Source organism: Ruegeria sp. BJ5, from assembly GCF_056537865.1.
Genome location: NZ_JBQFSH010000001.1, coordinates 339,406 through 355,932 on the forward strand (window position 1 = coordinate 339,406; position 16,527 = coordinate 355,932).

The window sequence follows — 16,527 nt, forward strand, 5'->3', positions numbered from 1 at the left end:
ATCTTGTAACAAGCAATCCAATCTAAACTTTCACACGGGATCATCTCATGACAGAGGCAAGCACCCGACGCAGAGTGCGTGGTGGCGGAGGCGCCGCCCGCCGGGCCGAGCGTACCGCGGTTCGGATCGAAACGGCGAAGTATATCGAACGCAACATTCCGAACTTCGAGATCCTCAATGACGAAGCGTTGGAGATCATCGAGGCCAATGCGGAAACCGTGCTGGAGGAAGTCGGCGTCAATTTCGTCGACAACCCCGCGGCGCTGGAACGCTGGCGGGATGCCGGAGCCGACATCGATGGTGAGCGCGTTCGCATTCCGCGAGGTCTGGCCCGCGAACTGATCAAGACCGCGCCCAAGGAATTCACGCAGCACGCGCGCAACCCCGAAAAATCGGTGGTAATCGGCGGGCGCAACCTGGTGCTGGCGCCGGTCTACGGACCGCCTTTCGTGCGGGACGCGCAGGGTGGCCGCCGCTATGCCACGATGGACGATTTCAACAAGTTCGTGAAACTGGCCTACATGTCCAAGTGGCTGCATCATTCAGGCGGCACGGTCTGCGAACCGACGGACGTTCCGGTGAACAAACGTCATCTGGACATGCTGATGGCGCACATGACGCTGTCCGACAAACCCTTTATGGGTTCGGTGACCGATCCCAGCCGGGCGCAGGATTCGGTCGAGATGTGCGAGATTCTGTTCGGCAAGGAGTTCGTTCAGGAAAACACCGTGATGACCTCGCTTACCAACATCAACTCGCCGATGACGTTCGACGACGTGATGATGGGGTCGCTGGAAGTCTATGCGCGCAACAATCAGGCCTGCATCATTTCGCCCTTCATCGTGGGCGGCGCAATGGCCCCGGTTTCGGTTGCCGGAACTCTGACGCAAGTGCTGGCCGAGGTGCTGGCCGGCATCGCCTACAGTCAGATCATCCGTCCGGGAGCACCGGCCATTTTTGGCGCATTCGTGTCGTCGATCGACATGAACTCTGGCGCACCGACCTTCGGCACGCCCGAAGCCGCGCATATCACCTATGGGGCCGGTCAGTTGGCGCGCCGTTTGGGTGTTCCCTACCGCTCGGCCGGGTCGTTCTGTGGATCCAAGCTTCCGGACGCGCAGGCGGCCTACGAGACTGCGAACTCGCTGAACATGGGGCTGCTTTCAGGCGTCAACTTCATGTTGCACGCATGTGGGTGGCTCGAAGGCGGTCTGGTCGCCGATTTCGAAAAATTCGTCATGGATGCCGATCAGTTGGGAGCGCTTCATGCGTTGGCCAAAGGGGTGGCCTATGATGAAAACGCGCAGGCCATGGACGCGATTCGTGAGGTGGGGCCGGGTGGTCACTATCTTGGCTGTGCGCACACCCAGGCCAATTTCCAAAGCGCCTTCTGGAAGACCGACCTGCTGGACTACAAACCCTTTGAAACATGGGAAGAAGAGGGTGCGCGGGACACGCGCATGCTTGCCTCCGTCCGGGTCGAGCATCTGCTGGCCAACTACCAGCAACCGCAACTCGACCCGGAAAAACTGGCGGCGCTAACCGCCTATGTCGAGGAAAAGAAAGCGTCCATGCCCGACGCCTTCACTTGACGACATGAAGTTCCGGGGCGCGGCTGGCTTGATGCAGTCGCGCCTCACCAATCAGTGCGATCAATAGGTCCAGGTGGCGCACGAGCGAATACGCGGCGTCGCCCGAGCGTCGTTGGTCGTCGACGCTCCGCTCCATCTCCAACAGTCGCATCAAGGCCGCTCCGGTTCCAGGTAGCGCGCCATAGCCGAACAGGCGCTGCAAGTGGCGGTCACGGTCGTATTCCTGTGCTCCGACCTTGGCTGCTCGAGACAGCAGCCGCGGGCGGCGGAGGGCGGTGATCATAGTCATCAGGTCCTGCATTTCGGCGTTCCTCTGTTCAATTTTTCCTGCAGCAATTTGACACAACCCAAGCGGGTGTTGCCGTGACCGAGTTCGCGCCGAACGATGGTTTCACGACTGTTTATCTTTTTGAATCAATTCTGGTCAGAGCCGTTGGAGGTTAACGAACGAGTAACGAAAGCAACTCTAGGTAGATTTGGTTAACACTTTATCCGACGGCGGACAGTGGCAGTTTGATTGTCGACGAGGGCGAATAACGATGGAAAACAGCACCGCATTCACCGTTCCAGCTTGGGTTCCCGAAGGGGCGCAGCGATACCTGGCCCACACCGAGGCGGGACGGTCGATCCGGGATCTGGCGCGGTCGGCAGGGTGTCACGCGTCAACCATTCTGCGACAGATCCGAAGGATCGAAATGCGGCGCGACGACCCCTTGGTGGATAAAGCACTGCAATCTCTAGCCGAAACACACTTTCCCGGTGCGGGGAATGAAGCGGCCTCTGGTCCCTTCTTCGGCGTCGGCGATGATCCTCATCGCATTCCCAATGCCGAAGACGAGGCGTTCGAGCGCGAGGCTTTGCGGGTGCTGCGGCGCCTTTGCGAAACGGGTGCGGTTCTGGCCGTGGCCGAGGACATGGAAAAGGCGGTCGTTGTCCGCGACAGCGGCGAGGGCGGTACAACTCGGACCGCCGTTGTTGACTGCAAGACCGCTCAGGCTTTGGCTCTGAAGGACTGGATCGTTTGTGACAATCCGGGGCGTGTGTCGCGCTACCGGATCACGCAAACGGGCCGAACCGCACTAAGCCAGTTGATTGCCGATGCCGAAAACCGGGCGCGGACACAGACAGAATATGGGATGGCCGAGGCACCGGCGAAGTTCAAAACGCACAGTCAAGCCGACGAGAAGCGCCCACGGCGCATCCGCTATTGCGCAGCGGAGAGCCCCTTGATTGCCTTGTCGCGCCGACGCGACCGGGACGGAAAGCCGTTTCTGGACGAAAGCCTGGTGCGCGCCGGAGAGCGACTACGTGAGGATTTCGAGCTGGCCCAGATCGGACCGCGGGTCACGCAAAACTGGGACCGGTTCCTCACCGCTGGCGGTCGTGCGGGTTTCGAGGGCGATGCGCCGGTTGCGCGCGGGTCGTCCGAGGCGCGTGATCGCGTGGCCCGGGCCTTGTCGGATCTGGGTCCGGGTCTGAGCGACGTTGCGCTGCGGTGTTGCTGCTATCTGGAAGGTCTGGAACTGGCCGAGAAACGGATGGGCTGGTCAGCGCGTTCGGGGAAGATCGTGCTGCGCATTGCACTGCAGCGCCTCAAGCGACATTACGAGAAGCAAGCAGAGTGTGACCGGTTGATCGGCTGATTCACGTTGAATCCGATTGGCTGCAGTTGCGGAAAACGCAGCAGGTGATAATCAGGGGTTATGAATTTTACCCTCAGGCAGCTGCAATACTTCCGCGCCGTGGCCGAGCAACGCAACTTTGGCCGGGCCGCTCAGGTGTGTCATGTGTCTCAACCGGCACTGTCGGTGCAGATCCGGGCTTTGGAAGATATCATGGGCGGGCCGCTATTTGAAAGGCGCGCTCGCGATGTTCTGCTGACACCGTTGGGGCGTGATGCGCTGGAGCACGCACGGCGCATTTTGGGCGCGGCCGAACGGTTGGATCGGTTCGCGCGTGACAACTCCACCGGGCATCGCAGTCTGTCGGTCGGCTTGATCCCGACGGTCGCGCCATATCTGTTGCCGGGTGTATTGGCTGGTCTGCGGTCAGCGGATGTGTCCCTGCGCGTACAGGTACGCGAGGCGCGCACCGAGCGGTTGCTGTCGATGCTGAAAGCGGGCGAGATTGACGCCGCCGTGCTGGCCCTGCCGGTGGGCGCGCGCGGCCTGGACGAGGTGCCCTTGTTCGAGGATCGTTTTCTGCTGGCCGGCAGCGAGACACGCCTGAAGAGCTTGACCGTCAGCCCCGACGCTCTGCGCCCGATCGACCTGAATGCAGCCCAGCTGATGCTGCTGGAAGACGGGCATTGCCTGACGGATCAGGCGCTTGAGGTGTGCGGGCAGGACCGGACCAGCGCCCATATCAACATGGGCGCGTCGTCTTTGGCCACGCTGTCGCGTTTGGTGGCCGAGGGGTTCGGCCTGACCTTGATTCCGGAATTGGCGGCGCGTTCCGAGGCCGATGCCGTGCCGAGGCTGAAACTGCTGCGGTTCGGCGCCCCGGAGCCCGCGCGGCAGATCGGCCTCGTGCGGCGCGATTCGTCGGATGGGGCGGTGTGGTTCGATCAACTGGCCCAGGTGATCCGGCAGGTCGGCGAAAACATCGTGTCAGAAACCCGGAACTGAAAAGGGCCCGCACTTGGCGAGCCCTTCGAGTGGAGGCTGGTTGAAGGCTCAGGCCATTTCGGGCTGCTGCGCTTCTTCCAGGTGCTTCATCAGGTTTTCGGGCGACGAAACGCCATAGGGGTCCTCGGGGCAGTTGTCCATAAGGCCAGGCTCTTCGAACCACGCCTCGACCACACCGTCGTTGATGATGGCGGCATAGCGCCACGACCGCATGCCAAAGCCCAGATTTGCCTTGTCGACCAGCATGCCCATCTTGCGGGTGAACTCGCCCGACCCGTCAGGAATGACCTTGACGTTCTTCAGCCCCTGATCCTGCGCCCACTTGTTCATGACAAAGCTGTCATTGACCGACATGCAGTAGATCTCGTCGATGCCCTTGGCCTTGAACGCCTCGTAGTTGTTTTCAAACCCCGGCAGTTGGTAGGTCGAGCAGGTGGGGGTAAACGCACCGGGCAGCGAGAACAGGATGACCCGCTTGCCTGCGAAGTAGTCGGCCGTGGTCTTGTCTTCCCAGCGGAACGGGTTGGGCCCTTCGATCGAGTCGTCGCGCACGCGGGTGTGGAATGTCACGTCGGGCAGCTTGGCGCCGGTTTTCATGGGCATCTCCTGTGATTCACATTTGTTCGGCCCGTGGGTTAAAACGATTCCAAACCGGCTTCAACACGGGATGTGCTGCGTTTGCGAATATCCTCTTGTCCTCAGAAATCATGTCGAAATTTGCGACGGTCTCCCGGAAAATCACGATTGCATTCTGCGTGTGCGAAACGCTGACGCATGACAGCTATGCATGGCTGGCGTAATACATCCGACCGGTTTATGTTATGCACCAACCAAATTGACCCAAAGTCAGGAAACCGGCCCCGTGCGCGATCTGAAAATCCCTGAACAACGTCACCCGGAAAAGGCGCATAAGCCCGACAATGCGCAGCCGAAAAAGCCCAACTGGATCCGAGTGAAAGCACCCGGCGGCAAGGGCTATGCCGACACGCGCCGGATCATGCGCGACAACAACCTGGTCACCGTCTGCGAAGAGGCCGGCTGCCCGAATGTGGGCGAATGCTGGAGCCAGGGCCACGCGACAATGATGATCATGGGCGAGATCTGCACCCGCGGCTGCACCTTCTGCAACATCGCCACCGGTCGCCCCGATGCGCTGGACGCGTTCGAACCGGGCCGGGTGGCACATGCGGTGGAAAAGCTGGGTCTGAATCATGTCGTGATCACCTCGGTCGACCGCGACGACCTGGCCGATGGCGGGGCCGAGCATTTCGCTCAGACCATCCGCGCGGTGCGTCACCGCTCGCCCAAGACAACGATCGAGATCCTGACCCCGGATTTTCTGAAATGCGATCCGTCGGTTTTGGAAACCGTGGTCGCGGCCAAGCCGGATGTGTTCAACCACAACCTTGAAACCGTGCCGGGCCTGTACCCCGAGGTGCGCCCGGGCGCGCGCTATTTCCACTCGCTGCGTCTGTTGCAGAGGATCAAGGAACTGGACCCGTCGATCTTCACCAAGTCGGGCATCATGGTCGGACTGGGCGAGAACGAACAGCAGGTGCGCCAGGTCATGGACGACATGCGCGCCGCCGACATCGATTTCCTGACCATCGGTCAGTATCTGCAGCCCACGCCGAAACACCACCGCGTGGACCGCTTTGTCACGCCCGAAGAGTTCGCGGCCTATGAAAAAGCCGCCTATGGCAAGGGGTTCCTGATGGTTTCAGCCACGCCCCTGACCCGGTCCTCGTACCATGCGGGCGATGATTTCGCGCGCCTGCGGGCAGCGCGGCAGAAAAAGCTGGGGCAGGCGTGACGCCCGAACGGCTCGCGCAACTGACTGCGCTGCGCCACGCGTTGCACCAACGGCCCGAGGTCTCGGGTGAAGAGGCCGAAACGGCCGTTTTCATCGCCGAGCAATTGCGCGGTTTGGCCAGTCGGCTTCTGACCGGGATCGGTGGGCATGGGGTGGCGGCCGTGTTCGACTCGGGCCAGCCGGGGCCGACCGTTGGTATCCGCTGCGAACTCGACGCGCTGCCGATATTGGAGATGCCGGGCAAACCCTATTGCTCGCAGGTTCCGGGTAAGGGTCATCTGTGCGGGCATGACGGCCATATGGCCATTGTGCTGGGCGTGGCGCAGGACCTGGCGCAAGCGCCCATGTCACGCGGTCGGGTCGTGCTGATCTTTCAGCCCGCCGAAGAGACCGGACAGGGCGCACGCGACTTTCGGAACGATCCGCAATATGCTGAGATACAGCCGGATTTTCTGTTCTCGCTGCACAACTTGTCGGGCTTGCAGCTGGGCGCGGTCGAGCTGTGCTCTGGCCCGGCCAATTGCGCCTCACGCGGGATGCGGGTGCGGCTGACGGGCAAGACCTCGCACGCCGCGGCCCCGCAGAACGGGCTGTCGCCGGCCTCGGCCATGGCCGAGTTGATGCCGGCCTTGGCGGCCTTGGGGCCGGGCGGCGAACTGACTGAGGATTACGCGCTGACCACCGTCACCCACGCCCAACTGGGGGCCCCGACATTCGGCGTGGCGCCCGGTGAGGCCGAGATATGGGTCACGCTGCGCACCGTCTCGGACGCGCGCATGGCGCAACTGGTCGATCAGGCCGAGGCGCTGGTGCGCAAGGCTGCGGCCGACGAGGGACTGGGTGTCGAGATCACCTATGACGACGTGTTCGAGGCCTGCGTCAACCACCCAGAGGCCGTGCAGATCCTGGCTCAAGCCTGCGCGCAGGCCGGGGTGCAACCGCGCCTGACCACCGCGCCGCAACGGTTCTCGGAGGATTTCGGGCAATTCGCCAAGGGGTCGAAAACCGCCATGTTCTGGCTGGGGTCCGGGGTCGACCATCCGCAACTGCACAACCCCGACTATGATTTCCCCGATGCGCTGATTCCTGTCGGTGCGGGTATCTTTCTGGCGGCAATTCGTCAGGTGCTGGACGCGCCGGTCACGGCCTGAGCTTGCGTGGCTGGCTGGTTGCCCATTCGGGCCACCAGCCCATGTATTCAACGCCGGCAATCACCAGACACAGAACGATCAGGCCCAGCACCAGTTTGACCCGCTGGTCCGAGGGCGGATTGCGCGCCCATCGGGACATTCGCAGAAGGTGGCGCAGGATCATGGGGCCTCGAATCCGCGGCGGGATCAGTCTTCGGTAAAGCGGACCTTGCCGATGAAGGGCAGGTTGCGGTTGCGTTGGGCATAGTCGATGCCATAGCCCACGACGAATTCGTCAGGGATTTCAAAGCCGATCCAGTCGGCGCGGAAATCGACCTCGCGGCGGCTGGGTTTGTCCAACAGTGCAATCGACTTGAGCCGTTTCGGCTGGCGGCTGCGCAGCAGGTGGGTGACGTGGTTCAGCGTGTGTCCCGTGTCGACGATATCTTCGACCACCAGCACGTCGCGCCCTTCAATTGCCCCACGCAAGTCTTTGAGAATGCGCACTTCCCGGCTGCTTTCCATTGAATCGCCATACGAGGACGCCTCGAGGAAATCGACCTCGATCGGCAGGTCCAGTTCGCGCACCAGATCGGCGATGAACACGAAGCTGCCGCGCAGCAGGCCCACGACCACCAGCTTGTCGGTGTCGCCGAATTCGCGGGTGATTTCGCGGCACAATTCCTCGATCCGCGCCGCGATGGCCTTGGCCGAGATCATCTCATCTATCACATATGCGCGCTGGCTCATGGCTGCCCCCTTGATCTTTGGCGCGCAACATACGACATGACGCGCCATTGTCACGTTTCAAATGCCCAGGTTGCCATGCCCACTCATTCGGAAACCCGCCACCTCCCATACAGCGCGCAGCAGATGTATGATCTGGTTGCAGATGTGGCGAAATACCCCGAGTTTCTGCCTTGGTGCGCGGCCGCGCGGATCCGGCGAACCTATGCGGCGGGCGAGGCGCAGGTGATGGAGGCCGATCTGGTGATCTCGTTCAAGGTGTTCCGCGAACGGTTCGGCAGCCGGGTGACGCTGTACCCCGATCAAAGGAAGATCGACACCGAATATCTGGACGGCCCGTTCAAATACATGAAATCGGACTGGCATTTCGAGGACGCGCCCGAGGGCGGCTGCAACGTATCCTTCCACGTGGATTTCGAGTTCAAGAACGCCGTGTTGCAGGGCATCATCGGCGTGGTCTTCAACGAGGCGATGCACCGGATCGTGCGCGCCTTCGAGCAGCGCGCGGTCAGCCTCTACGGCTGAGGGTTTACCCGGCGCGGGTGCACGTTAGACTGCGCCGCATGACTGAATTCACACGCACTCTTTCCGAATTCGCCGCAGGCCCGGTCAAGACAACCGCGCAGGCGCGGATCGTCACGTCTTTGTCCGCGCTCGACTGGCTGGCGGTCGGGCGCGCAGGCGTCAACGAACCGGTCTCTCGCATCCTGCGAGGGATGGTGCTGGACGAAGGCGGGGCCGGACAGGCCACCCTGTTCGGCGGCGGGGCCGCGCCAATGCGCGCGGCGGCTTTGGTCAACGGCACGGTGTCGCATGCGCTGGACTATGACGACACGCATTTCGCCCATATCGGCCACCCCTCCGTGGCGGTGTTTCCCGCCGCGCTGGCCGTGGCCGAATGGCAGGATCAGCCCATCGTTGATTTGCTCGAGGCGGCCTTGGTGGGGATGGAACTGTCCATCCGCATTGGCCTGTGGCTGGGGCGGGGGCATTATCAGGTCGGGTTCCACCAGACCGCGACGGCGGGCGCGTTCGGAGCGGCCGCGGCGGCCGCCCGCCTACTGGGATGCGATGCGGCGGCCATGCGCCGGGTTCTGGGGTTGACCGCGACCCGGGCGGCGGGTCTCAAGGCGCAGTTTGGCACCATGGGCAAGCCTTACAATGCGGGGCAGGCGGCGTCGGTCGGGGTCGAGGCCGCGCTGTTGGTTCAGCGGGGGTTCGCGCCCAATCCCGATGCCCTGACCGGCCCGTTCGGATTTGGCGCGACCCATCACGGTGCCGATGATACTGCCACGGCTCTGTCGGGACTTGGGGATGAGTGGCTGTTCGAAAGCGTCAGCCACAAGTTCCACGCCTGCTGCCACGGGCTGCACGCCGCGCTCGAGGCGGCGCGCGATCTGGACATCGCCGAACCCGAGGTGGCCGAGATCAAGATCCTCACCCATCCCCGATGGATGAGCGTCTGCAATAAGACCGCGCCGACAACCGGGCTGGGCGCCAAGTTTTCCTATCGGACGGTGATCGCGATGCAGGCATTGGGATACGATACCGCTCTGCCTGCAAGCTACACGGACAAGGTCTGCGCCGATCCGCGCCTGCAATCTCTGCGCGACCGGATTACGGTTGAAGCGGATGAAACCCTGTCCGAGACCGAGGCCCGCTTGGCGCTTTTGCGGCGGGACGGGGTACGGCGCGAGGCGACCCGCGATCTGGCCGCGCCGATCTCGATTTCCGAACGCGAGGACCGGGTCCGCGACAAGACCGCCAAACTGATCGGCGCGGACGACGCGGATGCGATCTGGTCGATGCTGCGCACCGGCGGGCGCGCAGCGGATCTAGCAAAACGACTGGTTGACTAGACCACGCGCCAGTGCAGCGGGAAGCCGGGGTCGAACACGGTGACCGGGCCATCGCGCGTTTCGATCTTGTCAGGGTAGGTGACCGGTTCGCCCTTCTGCAGGGTGATGGTCTGATCGTTGACGGGCAGCCGGTAGAACCTTGGCCCGTTGACCGACGTGAACCCTTCCAGCTTGTCCAGAGCACCCGCGCGGTCAAAGACCTCGGCCACCAGCGACATGGTGTTCGTGGCGGTGAAACATCCCGCGCAGCCGCAGGCCATTTCCTTGTTGGCGTCCGTATGCGGGGCGCTGTCAGTCCCCAGAAAGAACCGTTCGTCGCCCGAGGTTGCTGCATCGACCAGCGCCTTGCGGTGATCTTCGCGCTTGGCGACGGGCAGGCAGTAGTAGTGCGGCTTGATCCCGCCCACAAGGATGTGGTTGCGGTTGATGATCAGGTGATGCGCGGTGATCGTGGCGCCCAGGTCGATCTCGTTCGCGCGCACATATTCCACGCCGTCGCGGGTGGTGATATGCTCCATCACCACGCGCAGGCCCGGCGTGGCCTTGCGGATCGGGTCCAGAACGCGGTCGATGAACACCGCCTCGCGGTCGAAGATGTCGATCTCGGCATCGGTGACCTCGCCATGCACGCAGAGCGGCAGGCCGATCTCGGCCATCCGTTCCAGCACGGGGCGCACCTTGTCGAAATCCCGCACGCCCGAGGCCGAGTTGGTCGTGGCCCCTGCCGGGTACAGCTTTACCGCCTTGACCAGACCGCTGGCATGGGCCGCGGCCATGTCGTCTGGGTCGGTATCCTCGGTCAGGTACAGGGTCATCAACGGCTCAAAGCTCATGCCTTCGGGCAGGGCAGCCAGGATACGGTCGCGGTAGGACGCGGCCTGAGCGCCGGTGACCACTGGGGGCACCAGGTTGGGCATGATGATGGCCCGCGCGAAATGGCGGGCGGTTTCGGGCAGGACGGCCTGCAGCATGGCGCCATCGCGCAGATGCAGGTGCCAGTCATCGGGGCGGCGGAGCGTCAGAGTATCGGTCATGGCGCCGGGCTAGCACAGGCAGGCCGTACGGGAAAGTGACAACAAACCTTGCCAGGCGACCAGATTGCCGCAAGTCCCGGAAAGATCACGGTCTTGACGCGCAGCGGCTGCCATGACCTGTTGTGCCAAGGGAGAATGAGACACATGAGCCAGCCAGATTCCATCGACGCCGTTCAGAAGATGCTGGGCGAACAGGGCTATGTCTGTGGCCGCGCGCTGGCCACCGTGGTGTTCCTGTCGCTGAGACTGGGCCGGCCGCTGTTTCTGGAAGGTGAAGCGGGCGTCGGAAAGACCGAGATCGCCAAGGCCCTGGCCGCTGGACTGGGTCGCCGCCTGATCCGGCTGCAATGCTATGAAGGGCTCGATGCGTCCTCGGCCGTCTATGAATGGAACTTTCCTGCGCAGATGGTGGCCATCCGCACCGCCGAGGCGGTCGGCGGGTCTGACCGGAAGGGTCTGCAGGAAGAACTGTTCAGCGGCGACTATCTGATCCGCCGCCCGCTGCTTGAAGCGATGGAGCCCGACCCGGCCGGTCCGCCGGTGCTGCTGATCGACGAGTTGGACCGCACCGACGAACCGTTCGAGGCCTTCCTGCTGGAGGCACTGAGCGACTTTCAGGTAACCATCCCCGAGATCGGCACGATCAAGGCGCCCGAACCGCCCATCGTCATCGTCACCTCGAACCGCACGCGCGAGGTGCATGACGCGCTCAAGCGCCGCTGCCTGTACCACTGGGTCGACTACCCCGATTTCGACCGCGAGCTGGAGATCCTGCACGCCCGCGCGCCCGAGGCCGCCGAGGCGCTGAGCCGCGAGGTTGTGGCCTTTGTCCAGCATCTGCGCACCGAGGACCTGTTCAAGAAACCCGGCGTGGCCGAGACCATCGACTGGGCGAAGTGCCTGCTGGCGCTGGACGTGATCAACCTCAGCCCCGAGGTGATCGGCGACACGCTGGGCGCGATCCTGAAATACCAGGACGACATCCAGAAACTACAGGGCTCCGAGGCCAAGCGCATTCTGGATCAGGCCAAAGCCACGCTCGAACCAGTCTGATGTCCTTGCGGCGCCAAAACACTCCGGGGGCCTAGGGATGGCCGAACAGCTTCCGCTGGAAATTCCGACCGATCCGAAACTGGCGCAGAACATCACCCATTTCGCGCGCGCCTTGCGCAAGGCCGGGCTGCCGATCGGCCCCGGCCGCGTGGTCGACGCCATCCGAGCGGTGCAGGCGGCGGGCTTTACCCGCAAGCAGGATTTCTATTGGACCCTGCACGCCTGTTTCGTGAACCGGCCCGAGCATCGCACCGTGTTTTCCCAGATCTTCCGCCTGTACTGGCGCGACCCGCGGTATCTTGAGCACATGATGTCGATGATGCTGCCGGCCATTCGCGGAGTTCAGGAGGAACGCATGGCCGAAGCGGGCGAAAAACGCGCGGCCGAGGCCCTGCTGGATGGTGTCGAACGGGACGAGCCCAAGGGCGTCGAGCAAGATGGCGAAAGCGAAATCGAGATTGACGCCACGCAGACCGCCTCGTCCGAGGAACGGCTGCGGTCGCTGGATTTCGAACAGATGAGCACCGCGGAAACCGCGCAGGCCAAGCGGATTCTGGCGCGGCTGAAATTGCCTGTGGACCCGATCGCCTCGCGCCGGGGGCAGGCCAGCCATCTGGGCCAGCGGATCGACCGGGCGCGCACCTTGCGCGCGGCCATGCGTCAGGGCGGCGAGATGCACCAGATCGCACTGGTCAAACCGAAACCGCGCTGGCCCAATCTGATCGCGCTGTGTGACATCTCGGGGTCGATGAGCCAGTACAGCCGGATTATCCTGCACTTCCTGCACACGGTTTCGAACGCCAAGGGGGCCGGCTGGGCGAAGGTGCATGCGTTCACCTTCGGCACGCGGCTGACGAACATCACGCGGCACCTGCATCAACGCGATGTCGATGCAGCGCTGGCCGCCGCCGGGGCCGAGGCGCAGGATTGGGAGGGCGGCACACGCATCGGCGAATGCCTGCACCAGTTCAACCGAGACTGGTCGCGCCGGGTTATGGGGCAGGGGGCTGTCGTGCTGCTGATCACCGACGGGCTGGAACGGGGTGATCCCGATCTGCTGGAAAAAGAGATCGAACGCCTGCACCTGTCGGCCCGGCGGCTGATCTGGTTGAACCCGCTGCTGCGCTGGGACGGGTTCGCGCCCAAGGCGCAGGGCGTCGCCGCGATGCTGCCGCATGTGGACAGCTTCCGCGCCGGTCATTCGATTGCATCGCTCGAGGATCTGGCCGCCGTGATTTCACGACCCGACGACCAGGGAGAGAAAGCGCGGTTGTTGGCCGCGCTTACAAGCTGACGTCACTGCAGTTGCTTTTCGTTGCACTCGCGCGCCATTTCCATGGCTTTGTAGGTGCCGGTCAGATCGACGGTGAAGCCAAAGGATTTCTCGGGAAACACCGCCATTACCTTTTGCTTGGCCAGGTCGTCGGCGAATTGCGGGTCGTCCGACAGGACATAGCCGCCGGAATACCCCTTGGTGATGTTGCCCTTCATTCCGGTTGCCTCGCCGACATACAGGTTGTCGCCCAGTAGGATCGCGACGGCCTCCTTGTCTCCGCGCTTGATGTCGGTTTCCGCCTTGGTGAAGACACCGACATATCCCACGCTGCGGTCTTCGGTCAGACCCATCTGCACCACGTTCTCGGCATCATCGACCGCTTCGATCAGGCATGACTTCTTTTCCTTGTCGACAAAGACCTTCCAGCCCTCGACCTCTCCGTAGCGTTCGAAAGTGTCGGCCCAGGCGCTGCCTGCAATCAATGCCGCTGCGCCGATGGTTAGTGTAAATATCTGTTTCAAGACATTGTCTCCTTTACGAAATCTCTTGCGTCAATTCGGCCGCAAGTCGGGCCTGCCCGCAGGCTAGTCGGCGGGCGAAAAACAATCAAATGTTTGATTGTCTGTCGCGGACTTCGGCCGAAACCTGCCTTCTGCGTCACATGAAGAACCAAGTTGGCGGGGTCGGTGTCCGAGATAATCCACCTGAGAATGCGCTCCTTGCTTTTCATCGCGTCAATCCTGCTTATGTTGATGCGAACCACCGCGGGAGGGTCCGATGGACAGATTTGACAACAGTCCGGAAACGGCATTGGCGTGGTTTCGCGAGGGTCGCGGCGCGGTTCTGGCGACGGTCGTTGAAACCTGGGGCAGCGCACCTCGGCGGGTGGGGGCCCAGTTGGTCATTGCCGGTGATGGTCGAATCGAAGGGTCGGTCTCGGGCGGCTGTGTCGAAGGCGCGGTGATCGTCGAGGCGCTTGAAGCCATCGAAGAAGGCGAAGCGCGCCTGCTGGAATTCGGCGTCACCGACGAGGACGCCTTTTCCGTCGGGCTGGCCTGCGGCGGCACGATCCGAGTTCTGGTCGAGCCGGTGGGCGCGGTCCTGCCCGAACCGATGCTGGCCGAACTGGTGGCGGCGCGGGCGCGGCGCGAGCCCGTGGCCTATGAGGTCAATGTCGAAACCGGCCACCGCGCGCTGCGGCGCAACGCCTATGCGGACCGGCTGCGCATGGATCGCTCGGGGTTCGAAGAAGATGGTCGGACCTTCGTGGCCGTGCACAACCCGCCGCTGCGGTTGATCGTGGTGGGCGCGGTCCATATCGCGCAGGCGCTGGTCCCGATGGCGCGGATCGCGGGCTATGACCCGATCATCATCGATCCGCGCGAGGCGTTTGCGTCCAAATCCCGTTTTCCCGGTGAAAAGCTGCTGACCGACTGGCCGGACGAGGCCGTGGCTAGCATCGGTCTGGATTCGCGCACGGCGATGGTTCTGCTGACCCACGACCCCAAGCTGGATGATCCGGCCCTGCAGGCTGCGCTGGACTCGGACGTGTTCTACATCGGCGCGCTTGGGTCGTCGCGCACCCATGCCAAACGGGTGCAGCGGATGACCGAGGCAGGCTTCTCGGCGGAGCAGCTGCAGCGCATCCACGGGCCGATCGGTCTGGATATCGGCGCGGCCGGACCGGCCGAGATTGCCGTTGCGATCATCGCGCAGATAACAGCCGTGCTGCGGGGCAAGGCATGAGGTTCGGCCCTATACCGGTTGCGGACGCGAAGGGCGCGATCCTTGCGCATTCGGTCATGGCTGGCACGAAAAAGCTGCGCAAGGGAATGATGCTGGACGATACGCATGTCGCCCTGTTGGCCGAGGCGGGCGTGTCCGAGGTGGTGGTCGCGCGGCTGGAACCCGGCGACTGTCACGAGGACGAGGCCGCGCGCCATTTGGCTGCGGCACTGACCCCGGATCCGAAGCGGGCCAACTTGCGCGTGACCGAGCCGTTCACGGGGCGTGTCAACCTGATTGCGGATCACGCGGGCGTAGCTTTTCTGGGCGTTGAGGCTCTTCTGGCGTTCAATCAGGTCAACCCGATGATCACGGTGGCCACCGTTCCTCAGCATCAGCAGATGGGTGCGGGTGGCATGGTTGCCACGATCAAGGTCATTTCCTACGCGGTGCCGCTGGCGGACGTTCAGCGCGCGGCGGAGCTGGCCAGCGGGGCCATTCGCCTGGCCACGCCGATATTTGGCAGCGCCGGGTTGGTGGTGACCGACATCCCCGGCGGGCCGCCCAATGACAAGGGCATCGCCGCGATGCGCGGCCGGGTCGAGGCCCTGGGTCTGAGCCTGGACGTCGTGCAGATCGTTCCGCATGCGGTCGATGCTCTGGCGCAGGCATTGACCCGGATGAATACCGATATCGTCATGATCCTGACCGGCTCGGCCACATCCGATGTCGAGGACGTGGCGCCGAAGGCCGTTCGGCGTGCGGGTGGGCAGGTGGACCGTTTCGGCATGCCGGTTGATCCGGGCAACCTGTTGTTTCTCGGGGCTTTGGGCAAGCGGCCGGTCATCGGTTTGCCGGGATGCGCACGCTCGCCCGCGTTGAACGGGGCCGACTGGGTGCTGTCGCGGGTGGCTTGCGGCATCCCGACGGCGGGTGCCGATATCGCGGCGATGGGCGTCGGTGGTCTGCTCAAGGAAATCCCGACCCGTCCGCAACCCCGGGCGAAACCCAAAGTGACGTAACGGCAGTTTCGCACCGCTGGCGACCTGCGATATGTGTTAGCTCTTTGCTCCCAAGAGACGGGTTGGAAACGGCCAAGATTTTTGTTCTCAAACGACTTTTCCCGTGTTTAACTCGGGCCAAGGATAAATACGAAAATGGGAGGAACTAATGACACAGGTCTCAATGACCGTGAACGGAAAGACCGTGAGCGGTGATGTCGAAGGCCGGACGCTGCTGTCCAGTTTTTTGCGCGATAACCTGTCGCTGACCGGTACCCATGTGGGCTGTGACACGGCCCAATGCGGCGCCTGCGTGGTTCATGTGAACGGCGAGGCGGTCAAGTCCTGCAACATGCTGGCGCTTGAAGCCGACGGGGCCGATGTCGGCACCATCGAGGGGCAGGCCGACCCGGACGGATCGCTGAACGTGATCCAGCAGGCGTTCCAGGATCATCACGGCCTGCAATGCGGTTTCTGCACGCCCGGCATGGTGATGTCGGCAGCGGCCCTGCTGAAGGAAAACCCGCGCCCGACCGAGGCCGAAATCCGCAAATACCTGGAAGGCAACCTGTGCCGCTGCACCGGGTACCACAACATCGTCAAGGCGATCATGGCCGCGTCCGGCCAGGACGTCAGCCACATCGCCGCCGAATGATGCCGCTGCGGGCGT

The 16,527-nt window shown here is 63.1% G+C and carries 18 protein-coding genes; 12 read left to right on the forward strand and 6 right to left on the reverse strand.

Going from position 1 to position 16,527, the window contains the following annotated elements:
- Window positions 1-47 precede the first annotated feature (47 nt).
- The gene (locus ACR0NY_RS01650; protein ID WP_170338881.1) at window positions 48-1,592 is read left to right on the forward strand and encodes a trimethylamine methyltransferase family protein; all 1,545 of its coding nucleotides are present in this window, start codon (window positions 48-50) and stop codon (window positions 1,590-1,592) included.
- Here ACR0NY_RS01650 and ACR0NY_RS01655 read toward each other — a convergent pair.
- Window positions 1,585-1,893 carry a DUF6477 family protein gene (locus ACR0NY_RS01655; RefSeq protein WP_093961906.1) on the reverse strand — a complete coding sequence of 103 codons (309 nt, stop codon included), beginning with the start codon at window positions 1,891-1,893 and terminating at the stop codon, window positions 1,585-1,587. The genes ACR0NY_RS01650 and ACR0NY_RS01655 overlap by 8 nt on opposite strands.
- Window positions 1,894-2,131: 238 nt before the next feature.
- Here ACR0NY_RS01655 and ACR0NY_RS01660 point away from each other — a divergent pair, with 238 nt between their 5' ends.
- On the forward strand, window positions 2,132-3,235 hold the full coding sequence (locus ACR0NY_RS01660) for a DUF6456 domain-containing protein (protein WP_170368367.1): 1,104 nt from the start codon (window positions 2,132-2,134) through the stop codon (window positions 3,233-3,235).
- Window positions 3,236-3,295: 60 nt separating this feature from the next.
- Window positions 3,296-4,219, forward strand: a complete 924-nt coding sequence (locus tag ACR0NY_RS01665) for a LysR substrate-binding domain-containing protein (RefSeq protein WP_170368368.1) — start codon at window positions 3,296-3,298, stop codon at window positions 4,217-4,219.
- A 48-nt stretch (window positions 4,220-4,267) separates the two neighbouring features.
- On the opposite strand, the gene ACR0NY_RS01670 is transcribed toward ACR0NY_RS01665, so the two are convergent.
- The gene (locus ACR0NY_RS01670; RefSeq protein WP_170338873.1) at window positions 4,268-4,816 is read right to left on the reverse strand and encodes a peroxiredoxin; all 549 of its coding nucleotides are present in this window, start codon (window positions 4,814-4,816) and stop codon (window positions 4,268-4,270) included.
- A gap of 265 nt (window positions 4,817-5,081) precedes the next feature.
- On the opposite strand from ACR0NY_RS01670, the gene lipA reads away from it, so the two are divergent.
- Window positions 5,082-6,032, forward strand: a complete 951-nt coding sequence (gene lipA / locus ACR0NY_RS01675; protein ID WP_170338871.1) for a lipoyl synthase — start codon at window positions 5,082-5,084, stop codon at window positions 6,030-6,032.
- Window positions 6,029-7,183 carry an amidohydrolase gene (locus ACR0NY_RS01680; RefSeq protein ID WP_170338869.1) on the forward strand — a complete coding sequence of 385 codons (1,155 nt, stop codon included), beginning with the start codon at window positions 6,029-6,031 and terminating at the stop codon, window positions 7,181-7,183. The genes lipA and ACR0NY_RS01680 overlap by 4 nt, the downstream gene beginning before the upstream one ends.
- On the opposite strand, the gene ACR0NY_RS01685 is transcribed toward ACR0NY_RS01680, so the two are convergent.
- Both ACR0NY_RS01685 and hpt read right to left on the reverse strand, forming a co-directional pair.
- Window positions 7,173-7,346, reverse strand: a complete 174-nt coding sequence (locus ACR0NY_RS01685; protein WP_005983545.1) for a hypothetical protein — start codon at window positions 7,344-7,346, stop codon at window positions 7,173-7,175. The two genes, ACR0NY_RS01680 and ACR0NY_RS01685, sit on opposite strands and share 11 nt — an antisense overlap.
- A 23-nt stretch (window positions 7,347-7,369) precedes the next feature.
- The gene (gene hpt / locus ACR0NY_RS01690) at window positions 7,370-7,912 is read right to left on the reverse strand and encodes a hypoxanthine phosphoribosyltransferase (RefSeq protein WP_093962943.1); all 543 of its coding nucleotides are present in this window, start codon (window positions 7,910-7,912) and stop codon (window positions 7,370-7,372) included.
- Window positions 7,913-7,987: 75 nt separating this feature from the next.
- Between hpt and ACR0NY_RS01695 the strand changes: the two genes are divergently transcribed.
- Window positions 7,988-8,434: a type II toxin-antitoxin system RatA family toxin gene (locus ACR0NY_RS01695; RefSeq protein WP_170368369.1), complete on the forward strand. Its 447-nt coding sequence runs from the start codon at window positions 7,988-7,990 to the stop codon at window positions 8,432-8,434.
- Between the two features lie 38 nt (window positions 8,435-8,472).
- Window positions 8,473-9,768 carry an MmgE/PrpD family protein gene (locus ACR0NY_RS01700; RefSeq protein WP_170368370.1) on the forward strand — a complete coding sequence of 432 codons (1,296 nt, stop codon included), beginning with the start codon at window positions 8,473-8,475 and terminating at the stop codon, window positions 9,766-9,768.
- On the opposite strand, the gene pyrC is transcribed toward ACR0NY_RS01700, so the two are convergent.
- The gene (gene pyrC, locus ACR0NY_RS01705) at window positions 9,765-10,802 is read right to left on the reverse strand and encodes a dihydroorotase (RefSeq protein WP_170338865.1); all 1,038 of its coding nucleotides are present in this window, start codon (window positions 10,800-10,802) and stop codon (window positions 9,765-9,767) included. The genes ACR0NY_RS01700 and pyrC overlap by 4 nt on opposite strands.
- Window positions 10,803-10,946: 144 nt before the next feature.
- Between pyrC and ACR0NY_RS01710 the strand changes: the two genes are divergently transcribed.
- Entirely contained in the window at window positions 10,947-11,855 is a 909-nt protein-coding gene (locus ACR0NY_RS01710) for an AAA family ATPase (RefSeq protein ID WP_170363577.1), read from the forward strand.
- Window positions 11,856-11,892: 37 nt separating this feature from the next.
- Window positions 11,893-13,149 carry a vWA domain-containing protein gene (locus ACR0NY_RS01715; protein ID WP_170368371.1) on the forward strand — a complete coding sequence of 419 codons (1,257 nt, stop codon included), beginning with the start codon at window positions 11,893-11,895 and terminating at the stop codon, window positions 13,147-13,149.
- Window positions 13,150-13,151: 2 nt separating this feature from the next.
- Here ACR0NY_RS01715 and ACR0NY_RS01720 read toward each other — a convergent pair whose 3' ends face one another.
- Window positions 13,152-13,652: a hypothetical protein gene (locus ACR0NY_RS01720; RefSeq protein ID WP_093961916.1), complete on the reverse strand. Its 501-nt coding sequence runs from the start codon at window positions 13,650-13,652 to the stop codon at window positions 13,152-13,154.
- 256 nt (window positions 13,653-13,908) lie between these two features.
- Here ACR0NY_RS01720 and ACR0NY_RS01725 point away from each other — a divergent pair, with 256 nt between their 5' ends.
- From ACR0NY_RS01725 to ACR0NY_RS01735, 3 genes are all read left to right on the forward strand, one after another.
- Window positions 13,909-14,877, forward strand: a complete 969-nt coding sequence (locus ACR0NY_RS01725) for an XdhC family protein (protein WP_170368372.1) — start codon at window positions 13,909-13,911, stop codon at window positions 14,875-14,877.
- Complete coding sequence (locus ACR0NY_RS01730) at window positions 14,874-15,878, forward strand: molybdopterin-binding protein (protein WP_170338855.1); 1,005 nt, start codon at window positions 14,874-14,876, stop codon at window positions 15,876-15,878. Before ACR0NY_RS01725 ends, ACR0NY_RS01730 begins: the two co-directional genes overlap by 4 nt.
- Window positions 15,879-16,026: 148 nt before the next feature.
- Window positions 16,027-16,512 (forward strand): (2Fe-2S)-binding protein, encoded by a 486-nt coding sequence (locus ACR0NY_RS01735; protein ID WP_170338854.1) that lies wholly within the window; start codon window positions 16,027-16,029, stop codon window positions 16,510-16,512.
- The last annotated feature ends 15 nt before the right edge of the window (window positions 16,513-16,527 follow it).